32 protein-coding genes and 1 other annotated feature are annotated in these 26,309 nt (G+C 60.2%); of the genes, 17 read left to right on the top strand and 15 right to left on the bottom strand.

Annotated features, from left to right (window positions below):
• Positions 1–13: 13 nt before the first annotated feature.
• On the bottom strand, positions 14–967 hold the full coding sequence (locus tag BDB13_RS30735; RefSeq protein ID WP_094275750.1) for a hypothetical protein: 954 nt from the start codon (positions 965–967) through the stop codon (positions 14–16).
• Positions 968–1,327: 360 nt separating this feature from the next.
• Complete coding sequence (locus tag BDB13_RS30730) at positions 1,328–1,759, bottom strand: helix-turn-helix transcriptional regulator (protein ID WP_094275749.1); 432 nt, start codon at positions 1,757–1,759, stop codon at positions 1,328–1,330.
• Between the two features lie 555 nt (positions 1,760–2,314).
• Here BDB13_RS30730 and BDB13_RS30725 point away from each other — a divergent pair.
• The 4 genes from BDB13_RS30725 (at position 2,315) to BDB13_RS30715 (ending at position 5,220) form a co-directional block, all read left to right on the top strand.
• Positions 2,315–2,770, top strand: coding sequence for a hypothetical protein (locus tag BDB13_RS30725; RefSeq protein WP_254923141.1), 456 nt, complete (start codon positions 2,315–2,317; stop codon positions 2,768–2,770).
• Positions 2,767–3,216, top strand: coding sequence for a hypothetical protein (locus BDB13_RS30720; protein ID WP_094275748.1), 450 nt, complete (start codon positions 2,767–2,769; stop codon positions 3,214–3,216). Before BDB13_RS30725 ends, BDB13_RS30720 begins: the two co-directional genes overlap by 4 nt.
• Before the next feature lie 98 nt (positions 3,217–3,314).
• Positions 3,315–3,467: a hypothetical protein gene (locus BDB13_RS32535; RefSeq protein WP_176459821.1), complete on the top strand. Its 153-nt coding sequence runs from the start codon at positions 3,315–3,317 to the stop codon at positions 3,465–3,467.
• A 409-nt stretch (positions 3,468–3,876) separates the two neighbouring features.
• The gene (locus tag BDB13_RS30715; RefSeq protein WP_094275747.1) at positions 3,877–5,220 is read left to right on the top strand and encodes a hypothetical protein; all 1,344 of its coding nucleotides are present in this window, start codon (positions 3,877–3,879) and stop codon (positions 5,218–5,220) included.
• Between the two features lie 517 nt (positions 5,221–5,737).
• Here BDB13_RS30715 and BDB13_RS30705 read toward each other — a convergent pair.
• Positions 5,738–6,802, bottom strand: a complete 1,065-nt coding sequence (locus BDB13_RS30705; RefSeq protein WP_094275944.1) for a PDDEXK nuclease domain-containing protein — start codon at positions 6,800–6,802, stop codon at positions 5,738–5,740.
• A 155-nt stretch (positions 6,803–6,957) separates the two neighbouring features.
• The gene (locus BDB13_RS32530; protein ID WP_176459820.1) at positions 6,958–7,095 is read right to left on the bottom strand and encodes a hypothetical protein; all 138 of its coding nucleotides are present in this window, start codon (positions 7,093–7,095) and stop codon (positions 6,958–6,960) included.
• On the opposite strand from BDB13_RS32530, the gene BDB13_RS30700 reads away from it, so the two are divergent.
• Both BDB13_RS30700 and BDB13_RS30695 read left to right on the top strand, forming a co-directional pair.
• Positions 7,094–9,085, top strand: coding sequence for a cutinase family protein (locus BDB13_RS30700; RefSeq protein WP_094275745.1), 1,992 nt, complete (start codon positions 7,094–7,096; stop codon positions 9,083–9,085). The genes BDB13_RS32530 and BDB13_RS30700 overlap by 2 nt on opposite strands.
• Positions 9,082–9,414: a hypothetical protein gene (locus tag BDB13_RS30695; RefSeq protein WP_176459819.1), complete on the top strand. Its 333-nt coding sequence runs from the start codon at positions 9,082–9,084 to the stop codon at positions 9,412–9,414. The genes BDB13_RS30700 and BDB13_RS30695 overlap by 4 nt, the downstream gene beginning before the upstream one ends.
• Positions 9,415–9,802: 388 nt before the next feature.
• On the opposite strand, the gene BDB13_RS30685 is transcribed toward BDB13_RS30695, so the two are convergent.
• Positions 9,803–10,027, bottom strand: coding sequence for a hypothetical protein (locus BDB13_RS30685; RefSeq protein WP_441347255.1), 225 nt, complete (start codon positions 10,025–10,027; stop codon positions 9,803–9,805).
• A gap of 47 nt (positions 10,028–10,074) precedes the next feature.
• Here BDB13_RS30685 and BDB13_RS30680 point away from each other — a divergent pair, with 47 nt between their 5' ends.
• Positions 10,075–10,437 carry an ASCH domain-containing protein gene (locus BDB13_RS30680; RefSeq protein ID WP_094275743.1) on the top strand — a complete coding sequence of 121 codons (363 nt, stop codon included), beginning with the start codon at positions 10,075–10,077 and terminating at the stop codon, positions 10,435–10,437.
• 235 nt (positions 10,438–10,672) lie between these two features.
• Here BDB13_RS30680 and BDB13_RS30670 read toward each other — a convergent pair whose 3' ends face one another.
• Positions 10,673–11,212 carry a LiaF domain-containing protein gene (locus BDB13_RS30670; protein ID WP_094275741.1) on the bottom strand — a complete coding sequence of 180 codons (540 nt, stop codon included), beginning with the start codon at positions 11,210–11,212 and terminating at the stop codon, positions 10,673–10,675.
• A 153-nt stretch (positions 11,213–11,365) separates the two neighbouring features.
• Positions 11,366–11,908: a putative immunity protein gene (locus BDB13_RS30665; RefSeq protein ID WP_094275740.1), complete on the bottom strand. Its 543-nt coding sequence runs from the start codon at positions 11,906–11,908 to the stop codon at positions 11,366–11,368.
• 128 nt (positions 11,909–12,036) lie between these two features.
• Between BDB13_RS30665 and BDB13_RS30660 the strand changes: the two genes are divergently transcribed.
• On the top strand, positions 12,037–12,897 hold the full coding sequence (locus BDB13_RS30660) for an IS5 family transposase (protein ID WP_254923140.1): 861 nt from the start codon (positions 12,037–12,039) through the stop codon (positions 12,895–12,897).
• A 24-nt stretch (positions 12,898–12,921) separates the two neighbouring features.
• Here BDB13_RS30660 and BDB13_RS33510 read toward each other — a convergent pair whose 3' ends face one another.
• Positions 12,922–13,134 (bottom strand): hypothetical protein, encoded by a 213-nt coding sequence (locus tag BDB13_RS33510; protein WP_303396292.1) that lies wholly within the window; start codon positions 13,132–13,134, stop codon positions 12,922–12,924.
• Positions 13,135–13,456: 322 nt separating this feature from the next.
• On the opposite strand from BDB13_RS33510, the gene BDB13_RS30650 reads away from it, so the two are divergent.
• A complete protein-coding gene (locus BDB13_RS30650) occupies positions 13,457–14,413 on the top strand; it encodes an esterase/lipase family protein (protein ID WP_094275738.1) in 957 nt (318 codons plus the stop codon).
• A gap of 157 nt (positions 14,414–14,570) precedes the next feature.
• Here the strand turns inward: BDB13_RS30650 and BDB13_RS33420 are convergent, their stop codons facing one another.
• From BDB13_RS33420 to BDB13_RS33415, 4 genes are all read right to left on the bottom strand, one after another.
• The gene (locus BDB13_RS33420; RefSeq protein ID WP_254923139.1) at positions 14,571–14,690 is read right to left on the bottom strand and encodes a helix-turn-helix domain-containing protein; all 120 of its coding nucleotides are present in this window, start codon (positions 14,688–14,690) and stop codon (positions 14,571–14,573) included.
• Positions 14,691–15,202: 512 nt separating this feature from the next.
• Positions 15,203–15,595: a recombinase family protein gene (locus BDB13_RS30640; RefSeq protein ID WP_369597485.1), complete on the bottom strand. Its 393-nt coding sequence runs from the start codon at positions 15,593–15,595 to the stop codon at positions 15,203–15,205.
• Positions 15,592–16,386: a hypothetical protein gene (locus BDB13_RS30635; RefSeq protein ID WP_094275736.1), complete on the bottom strand. Its 795-nt coding sequence runs from the start codon at positions 16,384–16,386 to the stop codon at positions 15,592–15,594. The genes BDB13_RS30640 and BDB13_RS30635 overlap by 4 nt, the downstream gene beginning before the upstream one ends.
• Before the next feature lie 89 nt (positions 16,387–16,475).
• Positions 16,476–16,607 carry a hypothetical protein gene (locus BDB13_RS33415; protein WP_254923138.1) on the bottom strand — a complete coding sequence of 44 codons (132 nt, stop codon included), beginning with the start codon at positions 16,605–16,607 and terminating at the stop codon, positions 16,476–16,478.
• 362 nt (positions 16,608–16,969) lie between these two features.
• Between BDB13_RS33415 and BDB13_RS30630 the strand changes: the two genes are divergently transcribed.
• Positions 16,970–17,971: a hypothetical protein gene (locus BDB13_RS30630; protein WP_141210782.1), complete on the top strand. Its 1,002-nt coding sequence runs from the start codon at positions 16,970–16,972 to the stop codon at positions 17,969–17,971.
• Between the two features lie 114 nt (positions 17,972–18,085).
• Here BDB13_RS30630 and BDB13_RS30625 read toward each other — a convergent pair whose 3' ends face one another.
• The gene (locus tag BDB13_RS30625; RefSeq protein ID WP_369597492.1) at positions 18,086–18,640 is read right to left on the bottom strand and encodes a class I SAM-dependent methyltransferase; all 555 of its coding nucleotides are present in this window, start codon (positions 18,638–18,640) and stop codon (positions 18,086–18,088) included.
• Positions 18,641–19,666: 1,026 nt separating this feature from the next.
• The gene (gene msrA / locus BDB13_RS30615) at positions 19,667–20,179 is read right to left on the bottom strand and encodes a peptide-methionine (S)-S-oxide reductase MsrA (RefSeq protein ID WP_094275732.1); all 513 of its coding nucleotides are present in this window, start codon (positions 20,177–20,179) and stop codon (positions 19,667–19,669) included.
• Positions 20,180–20,724: 545 nt separating this feature from the next.
• Between msrA and BDB13_RS30605 the strand changes: the two genes are divergently transcribed.
• A complete protein-coding gene (locus tag BDB13_RS30605; RefSeq protein ID WP_094275730.1) occupies positions 20,725–21,276 on the top strand; it encodes a TetR-like C-terminal domain-containing protein in 552 nt (183 codons plus the stop codon).
• A gap of 545 nt (positions 21,277–21,821) precedes the next feature.
• Entirely contained in the window at positions 21,822–22,109 is a 288-nt protein-coding gene (locus BDB13_RS30595) for a hypothetical protein (RefSeq protein ID WP_176459818.1), read from the top strand.
• Here the strand turns inward: BDB13_RS30595 and BDB13_RS30590 are convergent.
• Positions 22,078–23,330, bottom strand: a protein-coding gene (locus BDB13_RS30590) for an IS3 family transposase (protein ID WP_094275319.1) whose coding sequence is annotated in 2 segments (ribosomal slippage) — positions 22,078–23,042 and positions 23,042–23,330 — 1,254 coding nt in all. Because the reading frame shifts where the segments join, the coding sequence is not laid out codon by codon here. The genes BDB13_RS30595 and BDB13_RS30590 overlap by 32 nt on opposite strands.
• Positions 22,915–23,043: a sequence feature (AL1L pseudoknot), on the bottom strand. (Overlaps the previous gene by 129 nt.)
• A gap of 244 nt (positions 23,331–23,574) precedes the next feature.
• Here BDB13_RS30590 and BDB13_RS30585 point away from each other — a divergent pair.
• The 5 genes from BDB13_RS30585 (at position 23,575) to BDB13_RS30570 (ending at position 26,291) form a co-directional block, all read left to right on the top strand.
• On the top strand, positions 23,575–24,072 hold the full coding sequence (locus tag BDB13_RS30585) for a recombinase family protein (RefSeq protein WP_254923137.1): 498 nt from the start codon (positions 23,575–23,577) through the stop codon (positions 24,070–24,072).
• Positions 24,073–24,360: 288 nt separating this feature from the next.
• Positions 24,361–24,516, top strand: a complete 156-nt coding sequence (locus BDB13_RS32525) for a hypothetical protein (protein ID WP_176459817.1) — start codon at positions 24,361–24,363, stop codon at positions 24,514–24,516.
• Between the two features lie 68 nt (positions 24,517–24,584).
• Positions 24,585–25,223 carry an MspA family porin gene (locus tag BDB13_RS30580; RefSeq protein WP_094275727.1) on the top strand — a complete coding sequence of 213 codons (639 nt, stop codon included), beginning with the start codon at positions 24,585–24,587 and terminating at the stop codon, positions 25,221–25,223.
• A gap of 43 nt (positions 25,224–25,266) precedes the next feature.
• Entirely contained in the window at positions 25,267–25,602 is a 336-nt protein-coding gene (locus tag BDB13_RS30575) for a hypothetical protein (RefSeq protein ID WP_094275726.1), read from the top strand.
• Positions 25,599–26,291 carry a hypothetical protein gene (locus tag BDB13_RS30570; RefSeq protein WP_094275725.1) on the top strand — a complete coding sequence of 231 codons (693 nt, stop codon included), beginning with the start codon at positions 25,599–25,601 and terminating at the stop codon, positions 26,289–26,291. The genes BDB13_RS30575 and BDB13_RS30570 overlap by 4 nt, the downstream gene beginning before the upstream one ends.
• The last annotated feature ends 18 nt before the right edge of the window (positions 26,292–26,309 follow it).

Here is a 26,309-nt window from a genome sequence, read left to right as displayed (position 1 = left end):
GGGTGGTGACAGGTCAGACTGCCACTTTTTCTTCTACGAGAAGGATGATCGCGACGGGATCGCCGTGCTTTTCCTTTTCTCTGGCGGAGTGAAGCTTGAAGGTCGATGCCATGAAGGGCTCGCCATCGATCAGCAGTCGCTGTCCGGAACTTTCTGGATCGTCGGGGCTCGCCAGCAGTTCGAGGTCGACTTGATCGAGCACCTGAGCGATCTTGGATTCGCCGAGGGGTGCGAGCTTGCCGACGGTGGTCAGCGGAATGCGGTTTCGAGCCTCCACGAGCATCAACGTCGCGTTACCGAAGCGGATCAGCGACGCAATGTTGGATTCAAGTTCGCGTTCGGCCAGCCGCAGGGTGAGCCCGTAGAGGGTGCGCTGGTTGCCGTCGTCGGTGAGGCGCAGTCGGCAGGAGGACCACATGTGGACCCACTCGGTACCAGCGGGACGCAAGCTCCAATAGCTCTGGATGAGCAGTCCGTCCTCTCCCGTCAGTGCGTCGTAGTAGCCGCCAACCATGCCCCAGGCGTCTTCCGGGTTGAGCCAGGTGAAGAGATGCTGGACGTGACGTTCCTCGTTTGCTTCTCGCCCGTCTCCGATCATGGACGGGTCGTCGCCACTTGTGCGCGTGGTCATTGCGGTCATGTCGAGAACCCACACGTTGTAGGTCGGGCGAGGATCCGGCTCGCGGTCGCCGATCCACACGATCAAGGCGACTGGCGTTCCGTCGGATGCGTCGATCTGGTGGCTTTCGACGACGAGCCCCTCGACCTTAGGGATCTTCTTGCCGTCCAGGAGTGACCTGACGACTGCGTCAACAACTGCCTCACCTGATCGGTCCAGACCGAGCTTCGTGGCGCAGCGCGACAATGGACGGGCAACACGCTCGCCAGCGGCCGAATGGATGAAGACCTCTCTTCCGAACTGAGTGCCGATGATGTCTACCGCGAGCCACGTACCCTGAATTGACATCCGAGCATCATAAGCGATTGTGCTGCAACACTATTCATCGGAAACAAAGGTCAACCGTCCCGTTTGTGACCGGCTTCACAGCGGTTTGCATCTGTGCGTTTCACAGGTATTTACTACTCGATGGCAACGACTTTGTTCGTTGCCAGCGCTGGTCGGTGAGCGATTCCCTTCCTGAAGCAGAAGGCCCACAAATCGTGGGTCTGCTTTCGGATGCTCAAAAGGGGACAGCTGATGACTACTTCGCACTACCGCGATCGCGCTTTTACGCCGACTGCGCCCAATTATCGGATCTATCGTCCCGATTTGCTCTCGACGTTACATATGGGTTCGATCTGCATCCCCAAGCATGGAGCGCATGGGTTATGCACTCTCTCCATGCGGACGAGATCGAGCGCGCTCGTAACTGGCTCGCAGCTCAGTTTCGGAGATGCCCAACGCTGCGGACAGCTTTTTCGCCATCGCATCGGAAAGCGAAATTTCTCCACGCTCGACGCTGCCAACCATTTGGGTAGAAGTACCAGCTGCGGCACCCAACTGCGGCTGAGTGAGCCCCCGCAAGACGCGCCAGTCTCCTGGAAACCTTTCGGCAACAGGCACTTGGACGAGGTCGGAAATCTCGATACCGAGTACCTTCACGACCCGCGCCAAAAGGTCGACCTGAGGGGATGCTTCATCCCTCTCCCATCGAGTGATCGTCGTCCCGCCGATATCAGCTTGGCGAGCGAGTTCAGCCCGAGAGATGCCCATCGATCGCCGCGCAGCAGCAAGGTTGCCGGGGCGAAATCCCCGCATGACTCGTCGGCTCACGGACCGAGCCCTACCCATCTTGTCCTCATCTCTAGACACTTTGCCGCCTCCTTACTAGGGTATGCACACAAGACATGTTTTATATGGCTTGCTTTAGAAGGTATGTTTTGGCGGAAGGAGGTGACAGTATCCGAACTTCCAAGACGCTGATCACCGAGGCGCAAGCCTCCACGACATAAAGAAGTCCCCCAGCCGCGACAACGACCGGGGGACGGCACCAAACGGGTTCCAGCCCGTCCAGCATTTTCCTTAGCGCAGAAAGCGAGTTCTGCAATGAACACCTTAGTTGACGCTTTGAGCGTCAGGAAGTTTTCGAGCGTGCCCTCAAGCCCGCTCGGTACACGTTCCACGCTGCAACTTTTCCGGGTCACTACACAACATGTACCCAATTCCGGTCGATGCATCGAATGTGACTTCGCCCTCTCCGGGACGACTCCACTGTGCCCCCAAGCCGCAGATGCCTTGCGCGAGTTGGCCACACGAAACATCGACCGACCGTCGTCGGCACGCAACCTATTTCGACTTACAGACATTGGACTGTTGCAACGTGCTGCCTCGCACCGTCCCACCAACTCGGGACGCTGCGCCCGATGCGGTTTCAGCTACACCGCGGATGTCCGGGATTGCCCGCAGTTGCGATTGATTCGGCGTGTCCTCGAATCCCGCGGAACGATCCCTCTCACGCAGTCCGAACCTGGCGCAGCAATATGCGCAGGCAGGCCGCAGGCGTGGGAGATCAAGGGCCAGAACCTCTCCGCGTGGAAGCGCGCGATGGCGTCATGCTCGGAATGTCCACTCTTGAAGCAGTGCCGAGAATCACTTCGCCAGGGGCAGGTTCTTCCTGCGGATCAGATCATGGCCGGCACGGTCTACGACTACTACGGCAAACCCGTAGCCGACCACAGGCTCCGTGCATATGCCGTCGATCGCGGACGTAAGCCACGCACATTCCACGCCTCAGGTACGAACCTTCGAGGCGAAGGAGACGTAGCGTGAGCCACGTTTCAGACCTTGTCTATCAGATGGCGACACCGCAGGTGGAATCTCCTGCTATCGGCGGTTGCGATGCCAACTGTTGGGCCTGGTTCGCCGATTTGTATGACCACCCGCAGTGGGGTCTCGCCGCCACGATCCCCAATTTCACCGAGGTTGGCGGCACCGTCGGCCGTCTATGCCGAGTCACCAATACGTGCGAACGAGAGACCCTCGAGGTCCGGTGGGACGCTCTCAGCCGCCTCGCGGCGATCAGGCGCACGGTATGTCCCACTGCAGAGCACCACGCCTGGACCGCTGTCATCAACTCTGGCCTCGACGCGCATGACTTGCTCGACGATATCGAATACGACGGGACCGAAACTGTGACCAGTGCATTTTCGGCAATCATCGCCGCGCATTCGGATGTGGATGCCGAGAAATTCATGGCACAGGCCGCCGAGGCATGAGAGTCGTACCGAACCGCACCCCAACCGGTCGCCGAACCACTGTTCCTCGCAGCCTCCCGCCACTATGCGATCGCACCGATCCATCTCGGAGTTGCATCATGACCGTCTTGATAGGCGACTTCGACAGCCCCGATCGCGACGATTGCCCGATGATCATGGATTCGGTAATCGTTGGTGTCATCCGCTCGACATTGCTCCGCGAAACCGGTGTTCTCGATCATTCGCTGCCGGCCGATTCGCGCCCGCGATGACACCAATGATTTTGGCAACTGTCATGGGACTGTGCGGGCTGGTCGGAGTGACGTTTTCCCTGCGTAGCGCACAGTGAACGAGTCTCGCCATCGCTGATGGCGGTCCCGAGCTTCCCCGAAAGCTAATTCGTGTCCGCGCCGCTCACCAGAGAGCCCGCTTGCTCATGCTGCAACCATGCCCCCATTTGGAAGGTAACCCTCCAAACCAACCAGTCCACACACGCGGGACCTCGGATTCCATAGCGCAGTAACCCTAGAAATGACGAAACCCCCTTGCGGGGGTACGTAAATCAAGTTCGCCGATCGGAATGCCTTGCCGGGCAACCGACACCGTTTCTAGCTGAAGAAGAAGTAAACCGCTTCGACTTCGGGTACCGCATTTCGCTTCATCTCACTGAAGGGACTACCCGTGAAGGGTACGTCTCAGGGTAACCCACACCCTGAACCAGGAACAACACCAATCGAAAGTGACATTGTCGGCAAGTCACATCCCGACCCCGAAAATGTCACCAAAACAAAGACCTTCACCGCCCCCGACATCCAATGGGCCGAAACTGTCCGCTCGGCAACCGCGAAAATCGAACACCTCGAAGCTTTCAATGCCGACAGCGCCCAGCGCGGGTCCTCATGGGCGCTACCCGTTACCCCGTCCGAGCAGTCTCGCGTTCCGATCTGGTCCGGCCGCACAGAGTGGCTACGTCAGCTCCGTCACCAGGTCACTGCAACCGAGGGCGGTCGCGCTGCGCTCGCCAAGGAACACCTCGCAGTTGACACCCTGATGGCCTGCGCCAACGCCCATGCAAGGTTCGCCGAAACCCAGACCGGCCGAGGAGTCACCGCCTCGAAGGCCCGAATCGCCGACCACGCAGGGGTTTCCGACACCACCCTCAAACGCGCCCGTCGCGTACTCAAAGCCCTCTCCATGGGAGTCGAGCATGCACGAGGCCGCACACTGTCGAGCTTCGAGTACCTGGCAGCAGAAGCCCACCACGGCGGAAGCCAGCACAAAGCAGCCTCGACATGGTCGCTGTCATCGCCCAAAGCAGTCGTGATCTCCACTCCCCCAATCGAACGTCCCCAGCGTGCACGGCGCAGCCGCGCTACCGCCCGCGTTGCAGCGTTTCGTACCTGCACCCAGCGCAAGACCCCGCCGACCGGATCCAATACCGGCGACAATCCCCAGCCAGGCGCCCGTGGCCCCCTATCTTCGAATGCTTTTGTTTGTTCTTCTTCTTCCGTAGGAAGTACTCACCAACGCGCACGCGCGCGGAAAAACTCCTCTAACCACACCACCCAACGGCCAATCGAACTGCAGCGAGCCGCTGCATCGCTCGCCACCCATGCACCAGCCTTCGACCCGAAAGACCGGATCGGCACTCCCCGACAGCACATCGGAACCATCGCGGACGGAATCCGCGGTGCAGGCATCGACACCACACGCTGGAGCGGCCGCGACATCGCCCAGACACTCTCACGTCACACCGCTGAAACCGGCCAGATTTGGCCTACAGCCAGCGCAATCAGCTCCCCATCAGCATTCCTGCGGTGGAAGCTCTCGCAGCTCGACTGGACCGGCCCGTCCCCTAGCGAAAAACGCACGCAATCCGACGAAACCCGACGCAAGGAAATCACTGAACGACAGGCAGAACGTACACGCAGAGACGCAGCGGCCGCCTCGGCCGCGAGTCGCGCAGCTGCCCGAGCAGCCTTCGCACAGCACCTGGCCGACGCCCGAATGGCGCGTACGAATTGAACTCGTACCCGCATCTGCGCAGGAAGTCCGGTCGACTGTCGGCAGCACTGCATAGTCTCGACGGCAACCCCACACCCCGAATCCGCCGGTCAGTCGACAGCGAAGGACGAAGGCTGACCACTCACGCACACGTCAGCCGCGATCCACGGCCAAGATCCATGGCCAAGATCCACAGCCGAAGATCCCCTGCCGACATCGGATTCCGCCTGGCAGCTGGCGCCCGAACGATAGTCGTTGTCGTCGACCACCTCCTCGAACTCGACGACACACTTCGCCGATGCGAAACACGCCTGGACCTTGCGAATCACCGGCACTTCCCAAGTCCGGATCAACCTCGCAAAGAAGCTCCCCGCACGGGTCATCATCGTGGCCACTGACGCATCGACAGTCCAGGTCACATCGACTGGACATAGACAGGTGCGTACGGGCATACAGCATTGCCAGGGATGTCGATACCTACGACTCCCCGATCCTGTTCCAGTCCAGGGAGATTCGTGTGGGATGAGGGTCTATCTCGCTAGCGATCGGGATGGTCAGGAATCTGGGAGTCGAGTTCCGAAACCGTAGCTTCGACGGCAGCAGCAATCTCATCGTCGGTAGGGACGAGATCGCGAATCGGCGAAGGCAAAGTCTCATAGGTGTAATCAGCGACCGCAAGGGGAGCCGTCGTTCCCGCCAGCGAATACCGAACTACGTTGTCGTTACGGCCGGCGCACAGCAGAATCCCGACCGTAGGGGCATGGATTTTTCTGTCCCGCAAGTTGTCATCGATCCAGGAGACATAGAACCCAAGCTTTCCCACATACTCCGGTTCGAATCGACCCACCTTCAACTCGACGACTACGAATCTCGCCTGCACCCAGTTGAAGAACAGCAGGTCGATATAGAAATCCTGGTCGCCGATCTCGAAGTGGTATTGGCGTCCGACGAACGCGAATCCATGGCCGAGTTCGAGAAGAAATTGCTCCAACCGCAGCATTAACGCTGACTCGAGCTCACGTTCCGCCACACGTTCAGTGATATCGAGGAAATCGAATACATACGGATCGCGAACCAACTGCTGTGCGAGATCCGAGTCCTCTACAGGGAGGTGATCACGGAAATTTGACGGCGCCGCACCAATGCGATGCCGCAGTCCACTGCGGATCTGGTTCTGCAGTACGTTCCTTGACCAGCCATGCTCGGCGGCTGACGCGGCGTACCAGTCGCGGTCGGATCGCCCGTCAAGTTTGTCGAGCAACACCGTCACATGGCCCCAGGGCAATTGGCCAACAGGTTGTTGACCAATTTCATCACGAGTCCATACGGCCGCTATCTGACGCATGTACTTGAGATTCGTTCGGGAAAACCCTCGCATTTCAGGGAACGCTGATCTGAGATCTATAGCAAGTCTGTCGATCACCTTTGTTCCCCAGCCTTCGACTTGCTGGCGTTCCACGATGGCATGCCCGATCTCCCAGTACAGGGTGAGCAGTTCAGTGTTGACGATTCGTGTGGCACGTATGCGGGCCTGCCGTACCTGCGATTTAAGGCGATCGAGAAGCTGGAGGTAGTCGTCAGGAAGTTCGGCTGGAGCATTCACTTGTCCATCTTCGCCCAACCAGACGATCCCTGCCCAAACGACAGGCAATCCTGCGTTGAGATCATTCGACAACCGATCGATAGCAGGCTCAGGTGGAATCGCGCCGAAACTTCGATAAGCTACCGCTCACCTCGAGCCACCTGCGCCCAACCCACTTATCCACAGGTCACGTTGATCAACCCCGGACGCATCGCCCACAGTGTGCCCCACACCTGAATGGTGGGCGCAACTGGCAGGACATCAGCGGCGCACACCGACACGTGCACTGTCCCCCTGGTAGATGAGGTGCCCATGCCAATCCCACGTCCGAACGCTCACTGCGCGGTCACCCTGCTGACGGTAGCCACTCTCGCCACCAGTTCGCTCGCCCTCACCGCACCGGCCATCGCCTCCACCCAATCCGGTTGTGCGACAACATTCAACCTGTTCATCCCCGGAACCTGGGAAATCACCGAAGACGCCGACCCTACAGTGCCGGTCGGCATGCTGAAATCGATCGCCGAGCGCCTCAAGGCTGAACACGGCACCGCCGCACAGATTTACACCCTGCCCTACATGGCCAGTGCCTTCGACAACGGAAAAACCTACGCGGACAGCAAAGCCGACGCACTCACCAAAGCCAACGCCGCACTCTCCGAGGTCGCCGACAGGTGCTCGAACACCAAGTTCACCATCACCGGATACTCCCAAGGCGCAGACGCTGCAGGCGATCTCGCCTCGTCGATCGGCAACGGCTCCGGACCGGTCACACCCGACCAGGTTCTCGCCGTCGGACTGCTCGCGGACCCCGGCGCAGGCACGAAAGGCGAATCGGTCGTCGGACCGAAACCGTCCGGACAAGGCATCGCAGATCCGCGGCCTCAAGGTATGGGCAAACTCTCCGGCCGTGTCGCCTCGATCTGCGACCCCCAAGATCTCTACTGCTCAATCAAGAAGGGCTCGAGCCCTCTCCTCGGATCGCTCGGCTCTATACTCACCACAGCGTCGAGTTCGCCAACCCCCGGCCGCGCAGTCGGTGGAAACTCGCGACTGGCAACAGCATTGGTGTCCGACTTCTCAAAGGCAGACCTGCCTGGGTTCGCGAGCACTGCGAATGGCCTGACCAGACAGCTTTCCGCAACAGAGGGCACAGTCGACCTCGCACAGGTCGCAGCCAGTGCCACCGAGCTCGTCAACACCATCAATCCACTCGCGGAACTGCTCGGATCCGGTGCCGCCAACACAGCCGCGAACGGTCAACTCGCCGCCGCACCCGCCCGAACACCGGAGAACAATGCCAGCAAAGTCCTCGACAGTGCCGGTCAATCCGATCTGACCAGCGCATTGACGGCAGCGACGACGATCGCCGACGCTGCCACCAAACTCACAGACCACGGCACGGCAACACTTCCGGCCAATTCACCCGACATCACCGCACTCGGGGCCACTGCCGGCAGACTCGACAGCCATGTCGCGCCGCTCGCGTCGACACCGACCGACGTACTGAGTTCAGCGTCCGGTGTACTTTCGGTGCTCAAACCAACCGTCGTCGTCAACCAGGTCCTGGGCGTCGCTACCGGTGTCACCTCACTCGACATGCCGGGGATCCTGGCGAACCTGACCCTGCTTCCGCAGAAGGTGGCAGCGCTCGACGCACAAGGCGCCCACAAGGTCGCCGGCGACCTCAACAACCAGTTCTCCCCACTGGTCCGCATGGCCGCAGAGGTTGATCTGACATGGGTCTCACAGGTGCTCTCCGTCATCCCCGACCCGTCCGGCTACTCCCAGGTCGCCTCACTTCTCACCTCGATCCTCGCAAACGTCGATATCATCAAGCTCTCCAACCTGGTCGGACAGATTCAGGAAATCGCTTGGGCCGCAATCGAGAAACTACTGCCACCGCCCGGCCAGCTCCCCGATCTTCTCGCCGCTGGCGCCGCGATGACCGGCCTCGTTCCGGTCGGACTCGAACTCGCCTCGGTTGCGGTGAATATGCTCTCCGGTAAAGCCACCAAGACATCCCCGATACTGCTCGGAAAGCAATCAACCACCGCCGCAGCAACTATCACCAACCAGACCCAGAGCCTCGACCTGCCGGCACTGGCCGGATCGTTGACCACGATGGCCAACTCGCAAGACGCATCCGACCTCGCATCACTCGTAGGCGAGGGACTCGACGCCGCATCGTTCTTCGCCTCCGGCGCACACCAAAACTACAACGCACTCGTCGTCGACAACGCCGGACGCAACGCCATCCTGTGGATGGCTGATTGGCTCAACCTCCAAATCAGCCGTGCCGCATGAGCAGATACCGTGCCCACAACCCCACCGCCCGTTGGTCGATGTGCGAACGCTGCAACCACCGCGGCTACTACACCCGCGACGACGCGAAGGCCGCCAAGAAACGCCACCACGGCGTCAAAGGGATGGCGGTATTCGCGTGCCCACACACAGACGGCATGTTCCATATCGGACACCGACCGGCCGCACTCTCCGCTGGAATCATCGACCGCACACTCCTACGCGAACAAGCACAACAACTCGACAACCATCCCAACCATCTCGGTACAGAACCGGATTCATCGACGACTCGAAAAATCAAGGCGCACAGCGACAGACCGCCACACCGATAGAGGGATCACGTGCTGGCCATCGCGACTTCTTCATGTCAGCCGCGAATGTCCCCTCCCACGCCCACCACTGCTACTGCTACTGACCCCTTGTCTACGAGCCTTCCGGCCGCGACCAACACCGTGCACGCAATGCATGCAACGCATGTGTTGCACGCACAGCCGACAGCCGAACAGTAAATACGCTGGGCGACCGCGGAATCAACACATACTGTGCGATCGACTTGAAGATTGAGCCATCCGAAATCCATTCGCCAGCGTTGCGGTCGGCACCACTCACGACCACCGCGCCGCAGTTCTACTGTGCACTCGAATCGAAGAACGACGCAGCGTCGACACCTCCCTTACCAGCCACACGAGGCCGGACACCCCCTACGAGCCAGCCAAGTCGTCAACGATCCCACCAAGCCGGAAAAGCGGGGCCCTGCACCCGCGTGGCGATAGTCGGTGCGGCCGTTTCGACGTCAGCCAACGCCGGGCTGTAGGTGCGGCGCCAATCGCATGCAACGTGCGCCGCATCCAGGACCGGAAAAATTTCGGCGAGTCTGTCACTGACTCCGGTATGCCAATCGGTGACGGTTCCGAAGGTGTCGAACGCCAAGACCTTGATCACCATATTTCCTCCCGCACATCTGTCGGCTCTGCTTAGTGGACAATGGGAACATGACGACCGGCGCGCCTGCTCAAACCGTGCACTTTCATCAGAAGCATTACACGGCAGTGGTTTCTGGCGCGAAAGTTTCCACCGTCCGCTGGCGCGAAGACATACACGAAGGGCCGGCAATTTTCATCTTCGATAATCACCCGACCGCCCGCCCCCTTGCCGGACAGGTCACTGCTGTAGAAACGTACGATCTCGCTCATCTGTCGCCGTTAGCAGCTCGCCAGCCACCCGGCACCGACATGACGAATTTCGCACAACAACTCCGGGCCAACTACTACCCAGATATGCCTGAAGACGCTGTTGTCCAGGTGGTCGTCATAGCCACTGGCCACCACGGGGATTCGTCACTGCCCGCGACGTAGTGCGACCGAACTCAGCCGTCGAAAACGGCGATCGCAGGTTCGTGGCGGACAGGGAAGTTGACCGAGCGAGCGCACAGCGACGGTGCGAACTCTTCGGTCACGAAATGCTCCGAATCTGCAGGTGGCCCGACCATTTTGGTGACCACGTGTCCAAGCAGGTCGGTATACACACGCGTCCGAAGACTACAGTCGGACGTAGCACCGCAGCTCAGCTGCATCGCACGCATGACCCCACCTAGCGTGCACGCACTTTCAAATCACCGAACAACGAATACGAAACAACGCGGATGACCGGCGCCCCGGGCCCGGCATCCTGCCTGCCTCCGTCGAACTCCCGATCCCCGAAGAGTTCGAAACCACCAAGCTCCACCGAAACCCCCTCCGGAACCACCACACTGGTATCTCCGAAAATTGACACGACGGTGATAGTCGAGGAGTGCGCAGTGATAGTCGCCGAACGCAGATCGAACTTGACATCCCCGAACAACATCAACGCCAATGTCTTTGTCGCCAAAGACCAACGACCGGACCGCTTCGTGTCACCGAAGACACCCACGATGGTCGACTGCGGCGGCGACACCGCGGCCGGCGGATCCGCACTGTAAGGCACGATCTGCGCAAGTAGCGCTCGATCTGCGGTCGGCGACCAGACCACCGCCGCCTTGTCCGAGTACTCCTCGAGCGTCAGACGCCCTTCTCCCACTGCCACTTCCAGACGGGCTTGTGCAACGACGCGGAGTTGATCAACCTCATGGCCTTCTTCAGCAGCTGTCATGCATGCACCGTAACTCGATTCCGATCATGTGCATGACCAGAACCAGAAGACTGGCCACAACAGAAACCCAACGGGTGGTCTCGCCGAGACCACCCACGACAGTCCACCTACCTGACCGGATCGAAACGCGTTTCCGGAGAGGATGATTCGGCTCTAGGTGTCGCGGCAGCGTAAGGAATCATCGAGAGCGCCCATGAGCTGGGCAAGCCTGCTCTTCCCCACAGGTGCAGCCGGGTACCGCCCGAGGACATCAAGCAGTACGGGGGTAGCGCGATCGCACGTCGACTTTACGGATTTTGCTGCGGCGGCTTCATCGCCGCCTGCATCCAGCTCGGCTACTCGGGCGGCACACGCGCCCGCTCGCAAGATGTGGCCGACTTGCGTCGCTTTCGCGATGGGGTGCAGGTAGGCAGCGGCCGCGGCGTCACCGCAGGCTCTCGCTGCGAGCTGTCCGGTCTCGCTCTCAATTTCCTTTGCGGCCCGGTGTGCATCGAGAGCGGTGACGCGCTGCAGGTTGGTTCTCGGGGCTCCGTCGGCAAAAGCCCATGCAGCGTCGAGTGCCGCTCGTGGGCGTCGGTCGTCAGGCGCTTCGGCCTCGAATGCGGATAGCAACTGTTGGGCGCTCTCCGCGGCGAACCGTGCGACGGTGCGCAACTCGTCCATCGTCAATTCGAAGTCGCTGTGTACCTGTGTCATCGGTCCGATTCTCTCAGAGGGTGTTTGAGAACTCGCGATTGCGGGCGTGTGCCTCGCTGAGCACTGCAGAAGTGGGCTCCTGGTTGGGTCGGTGATTACCAAGTCCCCGCCCGCGCCAGGAGCCCACAATGCGACAATCGCCGATCTCGCCATGCCCGTCGTGCCCGCCCCAGGCGGCGAGCGGACATGGTTGCGCGGTGTACTCGTCGTCGGTCACCGATGCAGAGTGGGCGACTCTCGAACCACTGTTGCCTGCGCCGGGCAGCACGGCAGGCCGCGGGGGACGACCCGAGAAGTATTGCCGCCGTGTGATAGTGGATGCCATCTTGTACATCGTGCGCGGTGGTATCGCGTGGCGGCAACTGCCGGTGGAGTTCCCGCCAACCGGGACGGCGTACGCGGTCTTCGCCCGCTGGGCCCACAGCGGCGCGTGGCAGCGCATCGTCGACGTTCTGCGCGACCGGCTGCGGGTGCGTGACGGGCGGGACCGGTGCCCGACCGCGGCGATCATCGACTCGCAGACGGTGCCGGCTGCCGATACCGTGCCCCGATCGAGCCGCGGCTGGGATGGCGGCAAGAGAACGAACGGCGTCAAGCGGCACATTGCGGTGGATGTGAACGGACTGTTGCTCGCCGTTGTCGTCACCGCTGCCTCGATCCAGGACCGCGACGCCGCGTACCGACTCCTGGCCGCACTGCGCGGCAGGTTCTCCACTATCCGGCTGGTCTGGGCCGATGGTGGTTATCCCGGGCGTTTGCCTGTCTGGGCGAAAGATGTTCTCGCCCTGCCTATGCAGATCATCAAACGTATCCCCGGCGCCACCGGTTTCCATGTCCGTCCCCGTGTTTGGGTGGTCGAGAGAAGTTTCGCGTGGATCAACAAGCACCGCCGCTGCGTGCGAGACTACGAAACCAGACCCGACCACCACGAGGCCATGGTTCACATCGCGATGATCGCGACCATGACTAGGCGGCTCGCCCGAAGCTGACGGTTTTCAAACACACTCTCAGTTTCAGAAGACGACTGCATGGTGACCTGCGTTTTCAGCATCGCGTGCAGCCGTCTTCTGACATTCAATGTTCAGAAGTGCTGTGCACAAACCGTCTAACTGACGTTGCGGGTACAGGGTTGATCGGGCGACTCCGAGGGTGTCGGCTATGGCGGTCATAGAGACGCCGGCACCTTTCATCTTGCGGAGGATCGCCTTCTGTTTCTCATCAAGCACAGGCGGTCGACCACCAGTACGTCCTTGCTTTCTCGCCGCTTCCAAACCTGCAAATATCCTTTCCCTCAGTAGATTTCGTTCAATTATGTGGCCAAGATCTGGAAGTCAAGATACGATCTGGAAGTCAAGATACATGACCGCCCCTTGTGCTGGAATTCGATAGTGGGCGTAGCGAACGGTGCGTTGACCCGTTGAGACCGAGGTCGTTCATCGCCGGGGAGGACACGCCGTCCAGACATATGTAAATATTGAGCATTCCTCCGCATCGTCCGCTAAAGGCAGTTAGCGTGACGTCAATTGTCCGCTATTTACGGAGGAAGCGATGTCGGGATTTCGATCCGTGCTGGTTGTGTTGGCTGGCCTGATACTACTGATCGGCTCAGCCAGCGCCACCGCGACGGCCGAGCCTCAGTATCCCGTTCCCTATGATCTCTTCGTTCAGGACTCTGTCCGCGATCCGTACGGATCCGCAGCGGGTTCCAATGACTGGAACTGTGTACCTTCGGTCGCACATCCAGAGCCTGTGGTTCTCCTACACGGATTGGGTGCCAACCGGTTCAATATGTTCACCACAATCTCACCGCTACTGGCCAACGAGGGGTACTGCGTTTTTGCGCTGACGTTCGGGGAAAACGCAAGCCTACCGGCGCCGTTCGATTCGGTGGGGGGCCTGGGACGACTCGATGACAGCGCCGCAGAGGTTGGGGAATTCGTCGAGCGTGTTCGCACTGCCACAGGTGCACAGAAGGTCAGCATTGTGGGCGTTTCTGAGGGCACCCTCGTTGGCAGTTATTACGTGAAATATCTTGGCGGAGCGCGCGTTGTGGATAAATTTGTGTCACTGGGTCCGGCCTGGAGGGGAACTCTCGGGACTGGTCCGAACGGTGATGGACAGTGGATCCTTGACCTTGCGCCCGATGACGCGCGGACGGTGATTCCCTTCTGTGCGGGTTGCCCCCAAGGGTTCCCGGCTTCGGATTTCCTGGCCAAGTTATGGGCGGGTGGCGAGAGCGGAGTTGTCGGGCCTTATACACCGACGGTGACGTACACGAACATCATGACCCGATACGATCAGTTGGTACTTCCATTCACCAGTGGATATGTCGAAGCGCTTAACGCCACGAATATCGTTGTGCAGGATGGATGTTCGCTGGACTACTCGGAACATCTAGCACTTGCAGCATCCAGGGTGGCAACAGGTCATATGCTCAATGCCCTCGATCCGGAGAACACCCGCCCAGTGCCTTGTGTGTTTGTGGCGCCGTTTCTCGGGGGCTGATCTGCTCGCGGATTACGCAGTCACGCAGGGAATTTCCACGCGGCTGCCATTGTGATGCGGGTACTTCTTGGTTGGGGCATCGGTTGAGCCATGCCGCGCTTCATCAGTACGGTCGCCTTCTGACATTCCGTGTTCAGAAGTACTGTGCACAAACCGTCTAACTGACGTTGCGGTACAGGGTTGATCGGGCGACTCCGAGGGTGTCGGCTATGGCGGTCATAGAGACGCCGGCACCTTTCATCTTGCGGGCGATTGCCTTCTGTTTCTCATCGAGCACAGGCGGTCGACCACCTGTGCGCCCTTGCTTTTTGCCGCTTCCCACAACAACATCCGCACCGAAGTAACCAGTGGAGGAGTTGCCATTTCTACGCATCATGATCGCGAACTGAGGATCATCAGATTCTTTTCAGTCGTTCTCGCGGTGGTTCTGCTTGTAGTGGGTGCACTCGCAATCTTTGCGGACATGTACACACCCACCGCTATAACGCTCCCAATCGCATTCGCCCTCGTAGGTCTAATGGCCCGCTCGCTCTATGTTGCTCGCAAGTACGGCAGCAACGCGAGGTGGTAGCGACGTACTCAAATAGATTCAACCAGGTGCGTTGTTAACCAATGGTGGTTGGACACGGTGACACGAAGTCCAACCACCATTGGTCTGCCCTGAATCGACCCCTGATTCCTGCCGAGGCTGTCAGTTTCAGAAGACGACTGCACGGTGACCTGCGTTTTCAGCATCGCGTGCAGCCGTCTTCTGACATTCCGTGATCAGAAGCGCTGTGCACCAACCGTCTAACTGACGTTGCGGTACAGGGTTGATCGGGCGACGCCGAGCGTGCCGGCAATCGCAGTCATCGAGACTCCCGCACCTTTCATCTTGCGGGCGATCGCCTTCTGCTTGTCGTCGAGCGCCGGGGGGCGACCACCGTTACGGCCCTGCCGTCGCGCCGCTTCCAACCCCGCGAACGTCCTCTCCCGCAGCAGATTTCGTTCAAACTCTGCAAGGGCGGCAAAGATGGTGAAGATCAGCCGGCCGCCGGGTGTTGTGGTGTTGATTTCTTCGGTAAGTGAAGTGAACCCGATTCCGTCCGCTTCCAGGCGGGCAACCGTTTCCAGTAGGTGCGGCAATGATCGTCCGAGTGGCGCGTTCCGGCGACCTTTCGTTACCGAATCGTTGAGAGTCACAGGCCGACCGCGCCGAGCAGGGCTTCTCCTGGATCTACGACCGCAACGACGGCCGCGACGAACAGCAGCGCCATCGCAATGGTCATCACAGCACCGAGCGATCCGAGGGCGACGAACACCCGACGGTGGGCACCGTCTGTCGTGTCCGACGATCTGTAGCGTCGGAAGGCGATGACGGTTCCGGTAGCGACTACAGCGATCACCACGGCGGTAGCGACAATCACCGCCCAGTTGTAGTGCTCGACCTGTGTGAGCAACTCAAGCAGTGGCGGCCTGGAGTCTCCGCTCTGCACACCGTTCTCGATCAGAGACTGCGCTGTCTGCCCGTCCGCGTTGTCAGCGGAGAGCATCGGAAGCAGCACTACTACGGGTGCGACCGTCGACTGGATGTTGAGCACAGCCACAAACACCGAAAACAATGACAGCACAGTCGTAGTGGCCGCCGCGACCACGCAACCTACGCCGGCCGTCAGAGATCGCCGCCACAGAGTCGCCGCGAGCAGACCCAGAACCGCGGTCAGCAGCACCGAGATGACGATCTTGATCGCGTGCCACTCGAACCAGTAGTCCACCATCTCCGCCAAGCCGGGAGGATAGGTGCGGACTCCGCTACCCCAGTAGTCGACCAAGCCGCGGCCGAGCAGCTCACTCATGACGGATTGATCCTGGAACTGCGGATAGCGTCCGCGTAACAACGCGGCCGGGCCCAGAACGAACGCGGCCACCAATGCCGCTCCGGCGCATGACAACGCAACGATCGACCAGCGGCTTCGGTTGACGGACCTACTCATTGACGACTCCCTTCCGGGAGAGAGTCAATCAGCAGGTACTCGACTGCACATCCATCTGCAGTACTACATCTGACGAACGAGGTACCAGCTCAGGATTCGATGCTCGATCGCCGGCCGCGCCGGACTCTGGCAATCGTCACCGCGGCCAGGATCAACCCTGCAACCGTGATGAAGTCGGATTCGGTCAACCCTCTGTCTGCATCGACCACGTTGTTGTGCATCGTTTTTGGTTCCTCTCGGTGGATGGGGAGTTTGCGTGGGCGCGCCGCTGAAACCGTGTGTTGGGGCGAGCGTCCGGGAATCGAGGCCGTAATGTTCTCGTCGTTTGCCGTGGCCACCTTGCGCGGCTGTGCCAGTGTCAGAGATTTGCGCAGCGGGCCTTGCGGTTCTTTGAACCGCTACCAGGCGAATGTCGAAACCGCGCAGAAGCGTCGGCGGACACCTGCACTCTAGCGTCCGGTCCCCAGATTCGGCCTACCCGCTGAGCGGCGTTCTCCGGGTTCGGGTGTGCATTTTGACAATCGACAAAACGGAAGATTCTCGGGGCGACGGGTTTAATACCCGTGTTGGGTAACATCATCCAGTGCACACTGATGGATTTTCTCGTGACGAGTTCGGTAGCTCAGATCTATTGCGCTTGGTTCGCAAGGCTCTCGACGAGATCGACGATCGACCGGTCGACGTCACTGCCCGACGAGTAGCACGCATGGCATCCCTTCTCGGCGAGACAGAACTCGCGGTCTATCTCGGCAACGAGCTTTCCCCATCAGGTGGCTTACCTGCGACGAACGCTGAGAACACACGAAACTTGATGGCCGACCCAGAGGTGTGGAAGTCGGAAGACGGACCGCACGAGGCCGCACTCACGCGGTATTTCGGTAATCGAGTGATTAAGGAGGGACCGAACACCGACAAGATACTTTCACACGGCTTGAGCGATTTGGACATCATGATCGTAGGACTAGAGCATGCAGACGACGGTGGTAATGCCTTCCAGCAGCTGACATTCGCTCGCGGAGTCCGGGAGCGAGTTCGTCACCTCCTGTTCTCGAATCTGTGCCGTATGGAGCGGCAACTTGAATTCACGAACGTGAATGAGAGAATTTTCGAGCGATTTCGATCCCGAGTCGACGCAATCCTTGCTGAGAAGGTCCCCGAAGTCCTCGATCAATTCTCCTCGGCACACAGACGCTTGAGAGAAGCGGCCCAGAGTGACCCGGACAGCAAGTCGTCGTCCGAAGACCTTGCTCAGGCTGCAGTGACATGCCGGCGGATACTGAAATCAGTTGCGGATCATCTACTTCCGGGCGAAGCAAAAGCAAAGAGCGAGTCTGGGAACTCGCTCGGCGACGAGGCTTACCGCAACCGAATTTTCGAATACATCAAACGGCAGAGCGCAAGCGACACCGTCGCCGAGACATTGATAACAACCGTCGAAACCGCCTACACGCGATTCACGGCACTCGACAAGCTCGCCAACAAGGGACTGCATTCAACTATCGGTCTCCACGAGGCTGAACTCTGTGCAATCAACACTTACCTGGTGGCTGGAGAGTTACTCGCTCTGGAATCCACCACCACATAGACGATCTAGTCGGAATCGAGCGTGCGTTCTCGCCGTACGAGATTCCAACCCGTACCGCCAACCTGGATCGACGAACATGGCCGGTAGCCGGCAACGCTGCAAGCAGCGCCCCGACTACTTAAACGACGTGGCTAGGGTCCCTGGTTTGTGCCAGGTCAACGCGTAGCGGAACATTGGTAGCTTCCTCCAATACATGCCCGGTAGCTGGGCAGCGGCGCACCGCCGAACCTCGGCGTACGAGTGGGGTGGCGGCCAGACTGTCGGCGCGCTGTGTTCCCAATAGTTCCGTCGCCACGATAGCCATCTGTGCTGGACAACCCCAACCAGATCCAATGCGAAATCAGCCGGACGCGTTGGACGCGCAAGGCCCACAATCACGAGAACACCACCAGGCGAAGTCAATTCGGCGAGGCGACGAAGCGTCGCGTGTAGATCCAACATGTGATGCAAAGTCGCCACCGAGGCGACCACGTCGAACGTGCCGGTGAATGGATACTCCATCACGTCTCCGAGAACCCAATCAATGTCATCGTGCTCTTGCCGGGCAGATTCCAGCACTGTCTCTTCACGGTCAATGCCCGTCACCGCAGGAACCTTTTGCCGTAAATCGACTGCAAGCAAACCGTTTCCCGTACCGACATCAAGCGCGGTACACGCATGACCGGGCACAGCATCAAGGATCAATCGGTGGTAGTGAATGTTGTGATTCCAGCGGGACTGTTTCTCAGCGATCACGCCATAACCGTAACAAGCGATTCGGGTCCAGTCGCTGGTCGAATTGGATCAATTCGGCGCCAAGCACGTCACTCGTCCTGAGAGGACTCCTGCGGGTTTTGGTGTGCGTTTTGACCATCGGCGGATTCTGGCAAACGCGCATCTGCGTCGCTCGTGCCGCCCTGGAATGAGAAGTCCCCGCCAAACGCTCGCAGTTTGGCGAGAACATCAGGTCACTGTGCGTTCCGCCCTCAGACACGGGGTGGAACACTGAAGTGATGCGGGCACCTTCTTTCGTCATCGTTTTCGGAATTGCCGCCTGCATTACTGCGGGTGCGTGCGGAAAACCAGCAGAGCAGACGAATCCCTCGGAACCGTCGGCGAGTTCACGGGAGGTCAGGGTCGAAATGTCGATCCCCACCGGGCCGGCGCCAGTAACCTTCGTGCCCGGTGCCGACTACGGCGGTAACGGGTGTTCGCTAGGGTTCGAACCCGCCAGCCTCGATCAGACGCTGACCGCGTTCCTGACCATCCCGCGAACAGATATCCAGGATGGCGAACGAATCTACTTCGAACGGGTTTGCTCGCTCCCTGTATTCGACCTCTTCCCGCAGCCCAGCTCCTCCCCGGCCGCAGACCAAACATCGAAATTGGTTGCGACAGGCTACGACTACTGCCTCCAGCACACGACAGATCCCGAATTCGGAAGCGAAATCGGGAGCCTGATGGAAGGGCCAGGAGGACTGGAGATCGTGGACGCAGCCGCTACTTCCACTCTCTGCCCATTCTTTGGGCGTTGACGCTCGGACCGGGTCTACGATGGATAGGTTCGCCCCGTACCGGCAGAGTCCGTGGAAACGCGAATGTAGGCCCGTTGCAGCTTTGACGGATCCTCGTATCAGACCGGCAGACCAAAAACCCGCTGAGCGTCTTCCTGCGGGTTTCGGTGTGCGTTTTGACCATCGACAAAACAGATGATTTTCAGGCGGTGGTTCGATTCCTCGGAAACTTCCAGTTAGACCGCGGGAAGTGGCAGGTATAGCCATCCGGGTAATGCTGCAGATAGTCCTGATGCTCGGCCTCCGCCTCCCCGAAGGTCCCGGCGGGGGTCAACTCGGTGACTACCTTGCCGGGCCACAGACGTGAGTCCTCGACATCGACGATGGTGCCCAGCGCGACCCGCTTCTGATCGTCGTCGAGATAGAAGATCGCCGACCTATAACTGGATCCGAAGTCGCGGCCCTGGTAGTTCAGTGTCGTCGGATCGTGAATCTGGAAGAAGAACTCCAACAGCGCCCGGTAGTCCGTTTGCGCAGCGTTGTAGACGATCTCGACGGCCTCCGCGTGCCCCGGATGGTTGCGATAGGTCGGCCGATCATTTTGCCCACCGGTATAGCCAACTCGCGTCGCGATCACTCCCGACTGCTGGCGGATCAGGTCCTCCATACCCCAGAAACATCCGCCTGCCAGTATCGCCTTACGGGTGTCAGTCATTCCGCCCCTTCACAATGAGCCATATGTTTACGCAGCATTCCCCCTCGACGCTACCTGTCGAGATTCAGACGATTCCCGGCATCCAACGGCTCATTCATGATTTGTGCACGGCCTTCTCTAGGCGCCGCCCTTCTCTGAAATCGCAGGGCTTGTCGATACGAACCAAAAGCTGGCTGAGCGTCCTCCTGCGGGTTTGGTTGTGCATTTTGACCATCGACCAAACGGACGACCGGACGCCTCACTCGCCTTCGCCGAGATGATCGGCCAACTGCGCTGCAGAGCGGCGTTCAGATTCAACCCCAGCGACACAATCTGCGAGATCACTGCGCAAGTCGGGCATCGACATCACCTGCGTTCGTCAGTAACCAACCGATAGACAACGTATGCCGCGAACCAAAGCATCGCGATAGATGCAAGAACGAAGAGCACCTCGAAGAAAACGACCACGTCAAACTCCTTCTCCATTCGAAAACTTCCTCTATCGAAAATATAGCAACAGCAAGTTGCGATATTTTCGCGGCCTATGACTTGGCAGAATGTGAGACATGAAGCAACGAGGTGTCGCCGTACGTGTGGCCGTTATCAACGCCACGGTCCGCCAGGTTGCGGCACTCGGACCCGAGTCGGTGACGATCGCAGCTATTGCTGCCGACGCCGATGTGCACCCGACCTCGATCTACCGTCGATGGAAAACCGTCGACGCCGTGATCATCGACGCTCTCAACGAGTTCACGGCGTCGGGATTGACCATTCCCGACACCGGCTCGATTCGTACCGATCTACTCGAATTCGCGACACACCTCCAAGATTGGCTGGCAACCCCCCTGGGGCTTGCATTGTCCCGAACAGGCGTCATGCCAACCAATGACGAACAAGTCCTGGCATCGAGAAAAGCGTTCTGGCGCAATAGGTTCGATGCCGCAGGCGAAATGATCCGTCGCGGAATTGAGCGAGGCGAGATCGCACAGGACATCGACGCCGACACCGTCCTCGCAGCCTTGGTCTCCCCGGTCCGCCTCGCCGCAATTTCACAGCACACCGAACCGCCCCTCAATATCGAAAAGATCGTTGACCTCGTGATCGGCGCTCGGTCCTGAGCGAGAATCGCAACCAACCATTTGATCCGAGCGTCATCGACACTTCCCATTGGCAAGCCAATAGGTCTGGGCACATGACTTTTGAAGGCTCATAGCTTCGTAGTGCAGCGACTTCTCTGTAGGTGTAGTCACCAGCGCCCCTCCAACCCGAAAGGCTGGTTGGCCACGATTCGATGCTGCAGTGAGACTCTGCAAACCGGAACATCTCGGCCAGGATCCGAATTCCAGCTGCGTGCCTTCCTGCGGGTTTGGGTGTGCGTTTTGACCATCGACAAAACGGACGTACATCCGAGGGCGGTGGCCGCCGGCCTCCAGTACAACCACCAATGGTCCATCGCGAACCCCTCGGATGCGTTGCTGCTCCGGATCAGCGACGGCCAGGGAAGTCGATTGGCGGATGTGCAGTATTCGAAACCTGCGATATTCCTCGTGAAACCATGCGGACACCGAACCGTGCAGGGATTGTCGCATTGACGTTGGACCCGTTTGCTGTCTGTAATGGTCGACATGCTGTTTGATAGCGGCCGGTCGGTACGCTCGTGGGCATGGTACTGGGACTTCTACTGCTGTTCGCCATGTTCGGCCCGTTGCCGTTGCTCTGGTGGGCGGCGGTTCGGGCGAAGCACCACGGGCTTGGGGGGTCGTTCGTCGGGCCGTTTCAGGAGATGTTTGATCCCAGTGCGGCACGAGCACAGATCGTCATCGAACAGATCGCGGAACTGCCTGATCCTGCGGACTCCGGCGACCCGGACAACGACGACGATGTGCCGTACACTGAATCGCACCGGCGAGTCCGGAGACTTACTGATTTGAGAACTCCGCGATTCGCGTAGTTCTGTGTTTACCGTAGTAGAACGCCTCGAGTTCGACCGGAGGCACATCGCCGCAGTGTTCGTAGAGACGTCGGCGGTTGAACCAGTCCACCCACTCCAGCGTGGCGATTTCCACCTGTTCGACCGTTCGCCACGGCCCGCGAGGCTTGATCAACTCGGTCTTGTAAAGCCCGTTGATCGTCTCCGCCAGAGCATTGTCGTAACTTGACCCGGTAGCACCGATCGAGGCATCGATACCAACCTCAATGAGCCTGTCGGTGAACGCAATTGACGTGTACTGCGACCCGCGATCGTTGTGATGAATGAGCCCCGACAAATCCGTAATCCCCTCTCTGCGGCGTGTCCAGATCGCATGCTCGATCGCATCGAGCACCAACGGGGTCGTCATCGTCGTCGAGGTTCGCCAGCCGAGGATTCTGCGTGAGTACGCATCGATGACGAACGCGACATATACCCAACCTGACCACGTCGAAACATATGTGAAGTCGGCTACCCACAACATATTTGGCGCCACCGGGTTGAATTTCCGCTGCACCAGATCGTCTGCGCGATGCCCTTGCGGATCAGCGATGGTGGTGCGTTTGGTCTTCCCTCGACGTGCGCCTTCGAGTCCGAGGATGCCCATCAGTCGCTCGACGGTGCACCTGGCCACGTCGATGCCCTCGCGTCTCATATGGAGCCAGACTTTGCGGGCGCCATAGACCGAGTAGTTCTCAGCGTGCACGCGGCTGATCTCGATCTTCAGCTCTTCGTCGCGCACAGACCGTCGAGATGCGGAACGGCCGCGGGCTTCGTAGTAGGTGGACGGCGCAATCGTGCAGCCGTGCTCGGTGAGCACCCTGCACATCGGCTCGACGCCGTACTCGTTTTTGTATCGGTTGATGTAGTCGATGATCACTTGTTGTTGCGGTCGAGCTCCGCTGCGAAGAAAACCGATGCCGACTTCAGGATTTCGTTGGCACGCTTGAGTTCCCGGTTCTCGGCTCGGAGTTTGCGCATTTCCGCTGCCATCTCGGTTGTCACACCGGGTCGTTCGCCGGCGTCGGTTTGCGCCTTCCGGATCCAGTTGAGCAACGTTTGCGCTGTTCCAATGCCGAGTTTGCCGGCGACGGATTCGACCGCCGCCCACTCCGACGGGTACTCGTGTTGGACTTCTGCGACCATCCGCACCGCACGCTCACGCAGCTCGGGCGGGTACCTCTTGTTCGTTCCTGACGACATGACTCCATCTTTCCCAAAGGATGAAGTCTCCGGAAACTCCGGTGCGATTCACACAGTCGTCTATAAGGGCGTTCGGCTCCACATCAACCCCGACAAGGCTCGACAGCGTGGAGACGATGGGACCACCAAGCGAGCTGAGTGAAAGTTGCACCAGATACAACATTGATGCATCTAGCTAGCATCTCGACCTCACTCCTCCGCACGCATCGGAGTGGAGGGCGTCAGAGCGATTCTGCGGGTTTGGGTGTGCGTTTACGACGCTCTGAGCGCTGCCGGTTGTTTCAAAGTCTGGACCGAAACCGCGTCCGGTGCAACCACCACCCGCCCGCAACTGAGCGACCTACTCTCCCATCTTCGCGACGGAGACACCCTCGTCGTCTGGCGACTCGACCGGCTCGGTCGCTCACTCCCCCATCTGCTGCAGACGGTGGAAGATCTCGCGGCCCGCGGTGTCGGCTTCAAATCGTTGACCGAAGCGATCGACACCACCACCTCCGGCGGAAAACTGATCTTCTCCATCTTCGGCGCTCTCGCCGAATTCGAACGCAACCTGATCCGGGAACGGACTCAGGTCGGTCTCGCCGCGGCTCGGGCGCGTGGCCGTACCGGGGGCCGGCCCCCGAAGATGACGTCGACGAAACTCGCACAGGCACAACGGATGCGGGAGAACGGGATGCATCTGACCGACATCGCCGAAATCATCGGCGTCGGAAGAACGACGCTGTACAGACACCTGAAATAGTCCCGGAGCCGCACGGTCGGGTGGTACCCGGGGAAAGAACCGGACACCGACAGCCTCTACAACGAGCACACGCGGAGTTTCATTCCGACACCACCGTCGAGTTACCGACTGCCCCGGCAGCGAACCGCTACCAATCGCACATAAAGGGGAAGTCACCCCGGAGCGTCACCAATGTTCTGGGGTGACTTCCTCACGCTCACTCGACAACGTTCCCACATATCAGGGCGCCTCGGGATCCGCTGCGCCACAGGCCTGGGCGACGCACACCGCGACGTTTACCATGAGTGGTTGCGTGCACGCGAGCACGGTGAGCAGCATGCACTCGCATTCCGTGAGCCGCTCGCTCACGAGGCGCCAGGTCGTGAACTATCCGTGCGTGAGAGCAAGATTCGCCATGAATTAGCCGGTGCCGGTCTGGGGCCGGTAGGTGATGTGTTAGTTTGAGAACTGGACGGTCGGTAATATACGGATCGTGTGTTCGCGGAACGTATTTCAGGGTGGGAGAATCCTTTATGTCTGCTATGTGGCAGAAGTCTGTCGTGTCCATGGTCGCTGCAGGCGCGGTAGTGCTGGGGACCTGCGGGGTCGCATCGGCGGAGCCGACGAAGCTGGAGTCGAAGTCGGATTCCAAGACCACCGACGACGGTTGGGTGTTGGCGGTCTCGGCGACGGAGTTGTCGGCGAACCCGGTACCGAACCTAGCCGCGTCACGGTTCACCCGTGAAGGCTTCCTGTCGTCGAAGACGACCGGCACGATCACCGGCGAGGGGACGGCTCCGGTGCGGACCGGCTACATCGAGCAGGGTCTGCAGGTCGGTTGCGCCGTCGACGTATCGTCCGGTGTGACAGCAGGTTTGGCGATGACGATCGGTCCGAGTGTCGGCATCTCGCTGACGGGCCCGAACGCGGGGTTGAACGCGAACATCGGTCCGTCGATCTCGGCGCAGGTCAAGCTCGGCACGATCACCACGATCCCGCTCGGCAAGAAGGATCTCGAGGGCGCGAGGGCGTCGGTGAGTACCTCGAACCTGCATGTGAAGGTCGATGGTTGCTTCGGTGCGGTGTCGATCCGTTCGTACTCGATGCTCGCGGCCTCGACCGCCACCTCCGATGACAGCGTGTACGTGTACTCCGAGCCGACCTGGCTCTGACCACGGACTTTTTCGGGGACGCCAACACAGGGGAGATCTGTCGATGACGCACGCCACGACACGCACGCACGAGAGCACCGGAGAACGCGACGATCCACGCGGCGGCGACGCCGTCCCGGCGCCAGCACCGAGCACGACAGCCCAGGGCGAAGGCGCCCGCCTCGCGCGTGCGGCGCTGTCGCTGGCGGCCGGTCTCGCGGTGCTGATGCTGGTGTTCGCGAACCTCGACCGGGTCGCCGGCTGGGCGGCCGAGCACGGCACCATGTGGGTGTATCTGGGGTTGTTCCTGGTGATGTCGATCGCGGGACGGCTGTTCTGGTGGGGCACCGACACCCTCACCGCGCGCACGGTCACCGCGGCGGCGGAGGCGGACCGGTGAGCCGGGGTGCTGCCGCGGTCGCGGTCGGTCTGGTCGTGCTGATGTCGGGATGCTCGAGCGACGATGGGACCGCGGATGCGGTACAGCCCGAGGATCTGCAGCCACTGATGTTGGTCGAATCCGATTTTCCGGCCGGCTCGCAGTACTACCGCGTTCCAGATCCGGCGGCGTACGGGCGGCAGCTCGCCGACGCGATCTCGAACACCACGTTCGAGCCTGCCGACTGCGCACAGCCCCGTGAGGAACAGGCACGGATCGAAACCGTGGCACCCCAGGCGGCCGCGAACGCACAGACCACGACCGGCGACATCTACGTCACCGCCGTGTCCACCGGGGAGAGTCAACCACCCGCGCTCGTCGAGCGGATGTTCTTCGGTCCGTGTTCCACGGCGGTGACCACGCGGACGGTCGACGGGACGCCCGTGGACTCGACGGTGATGGTCACCACCCGCCTGGATCCGCCGGCTGGCCTGGCTGCGGACGAGGTGATCGTGTATCGGCAGCGGGCCGAGGTCCGCTCACTGCTTCCCGGTGACGCGTCTTCTCCCGCTACGACATTGAGGATCGTGGGTCACGCCTGGGTCGGGTCCTACCGGGTGATGCTCGAGCAGACCCCATCGGATACGAACACCCCGCCGCGGGAAGAGTTCGACGCGCTCCTGCGGGCAGCGGTCGCGAAACTCGATTGATCCCGCCCCCGGGGCGGC

The sequence above is a fragment of the Rhodococcus sp. OK302 genome, from assembly GCF_002245895.1.
Classification (GTDB): Bacteria; Actinomycetota; Actinomycetes; order Mycobacteriales; family Mycobacteriaceae; genus Rhodococcus_F.
Note: the sequence above shows the minus strand (reverse complement) of the source record. Positions and strands in the feature narration are given on the sequence as shown.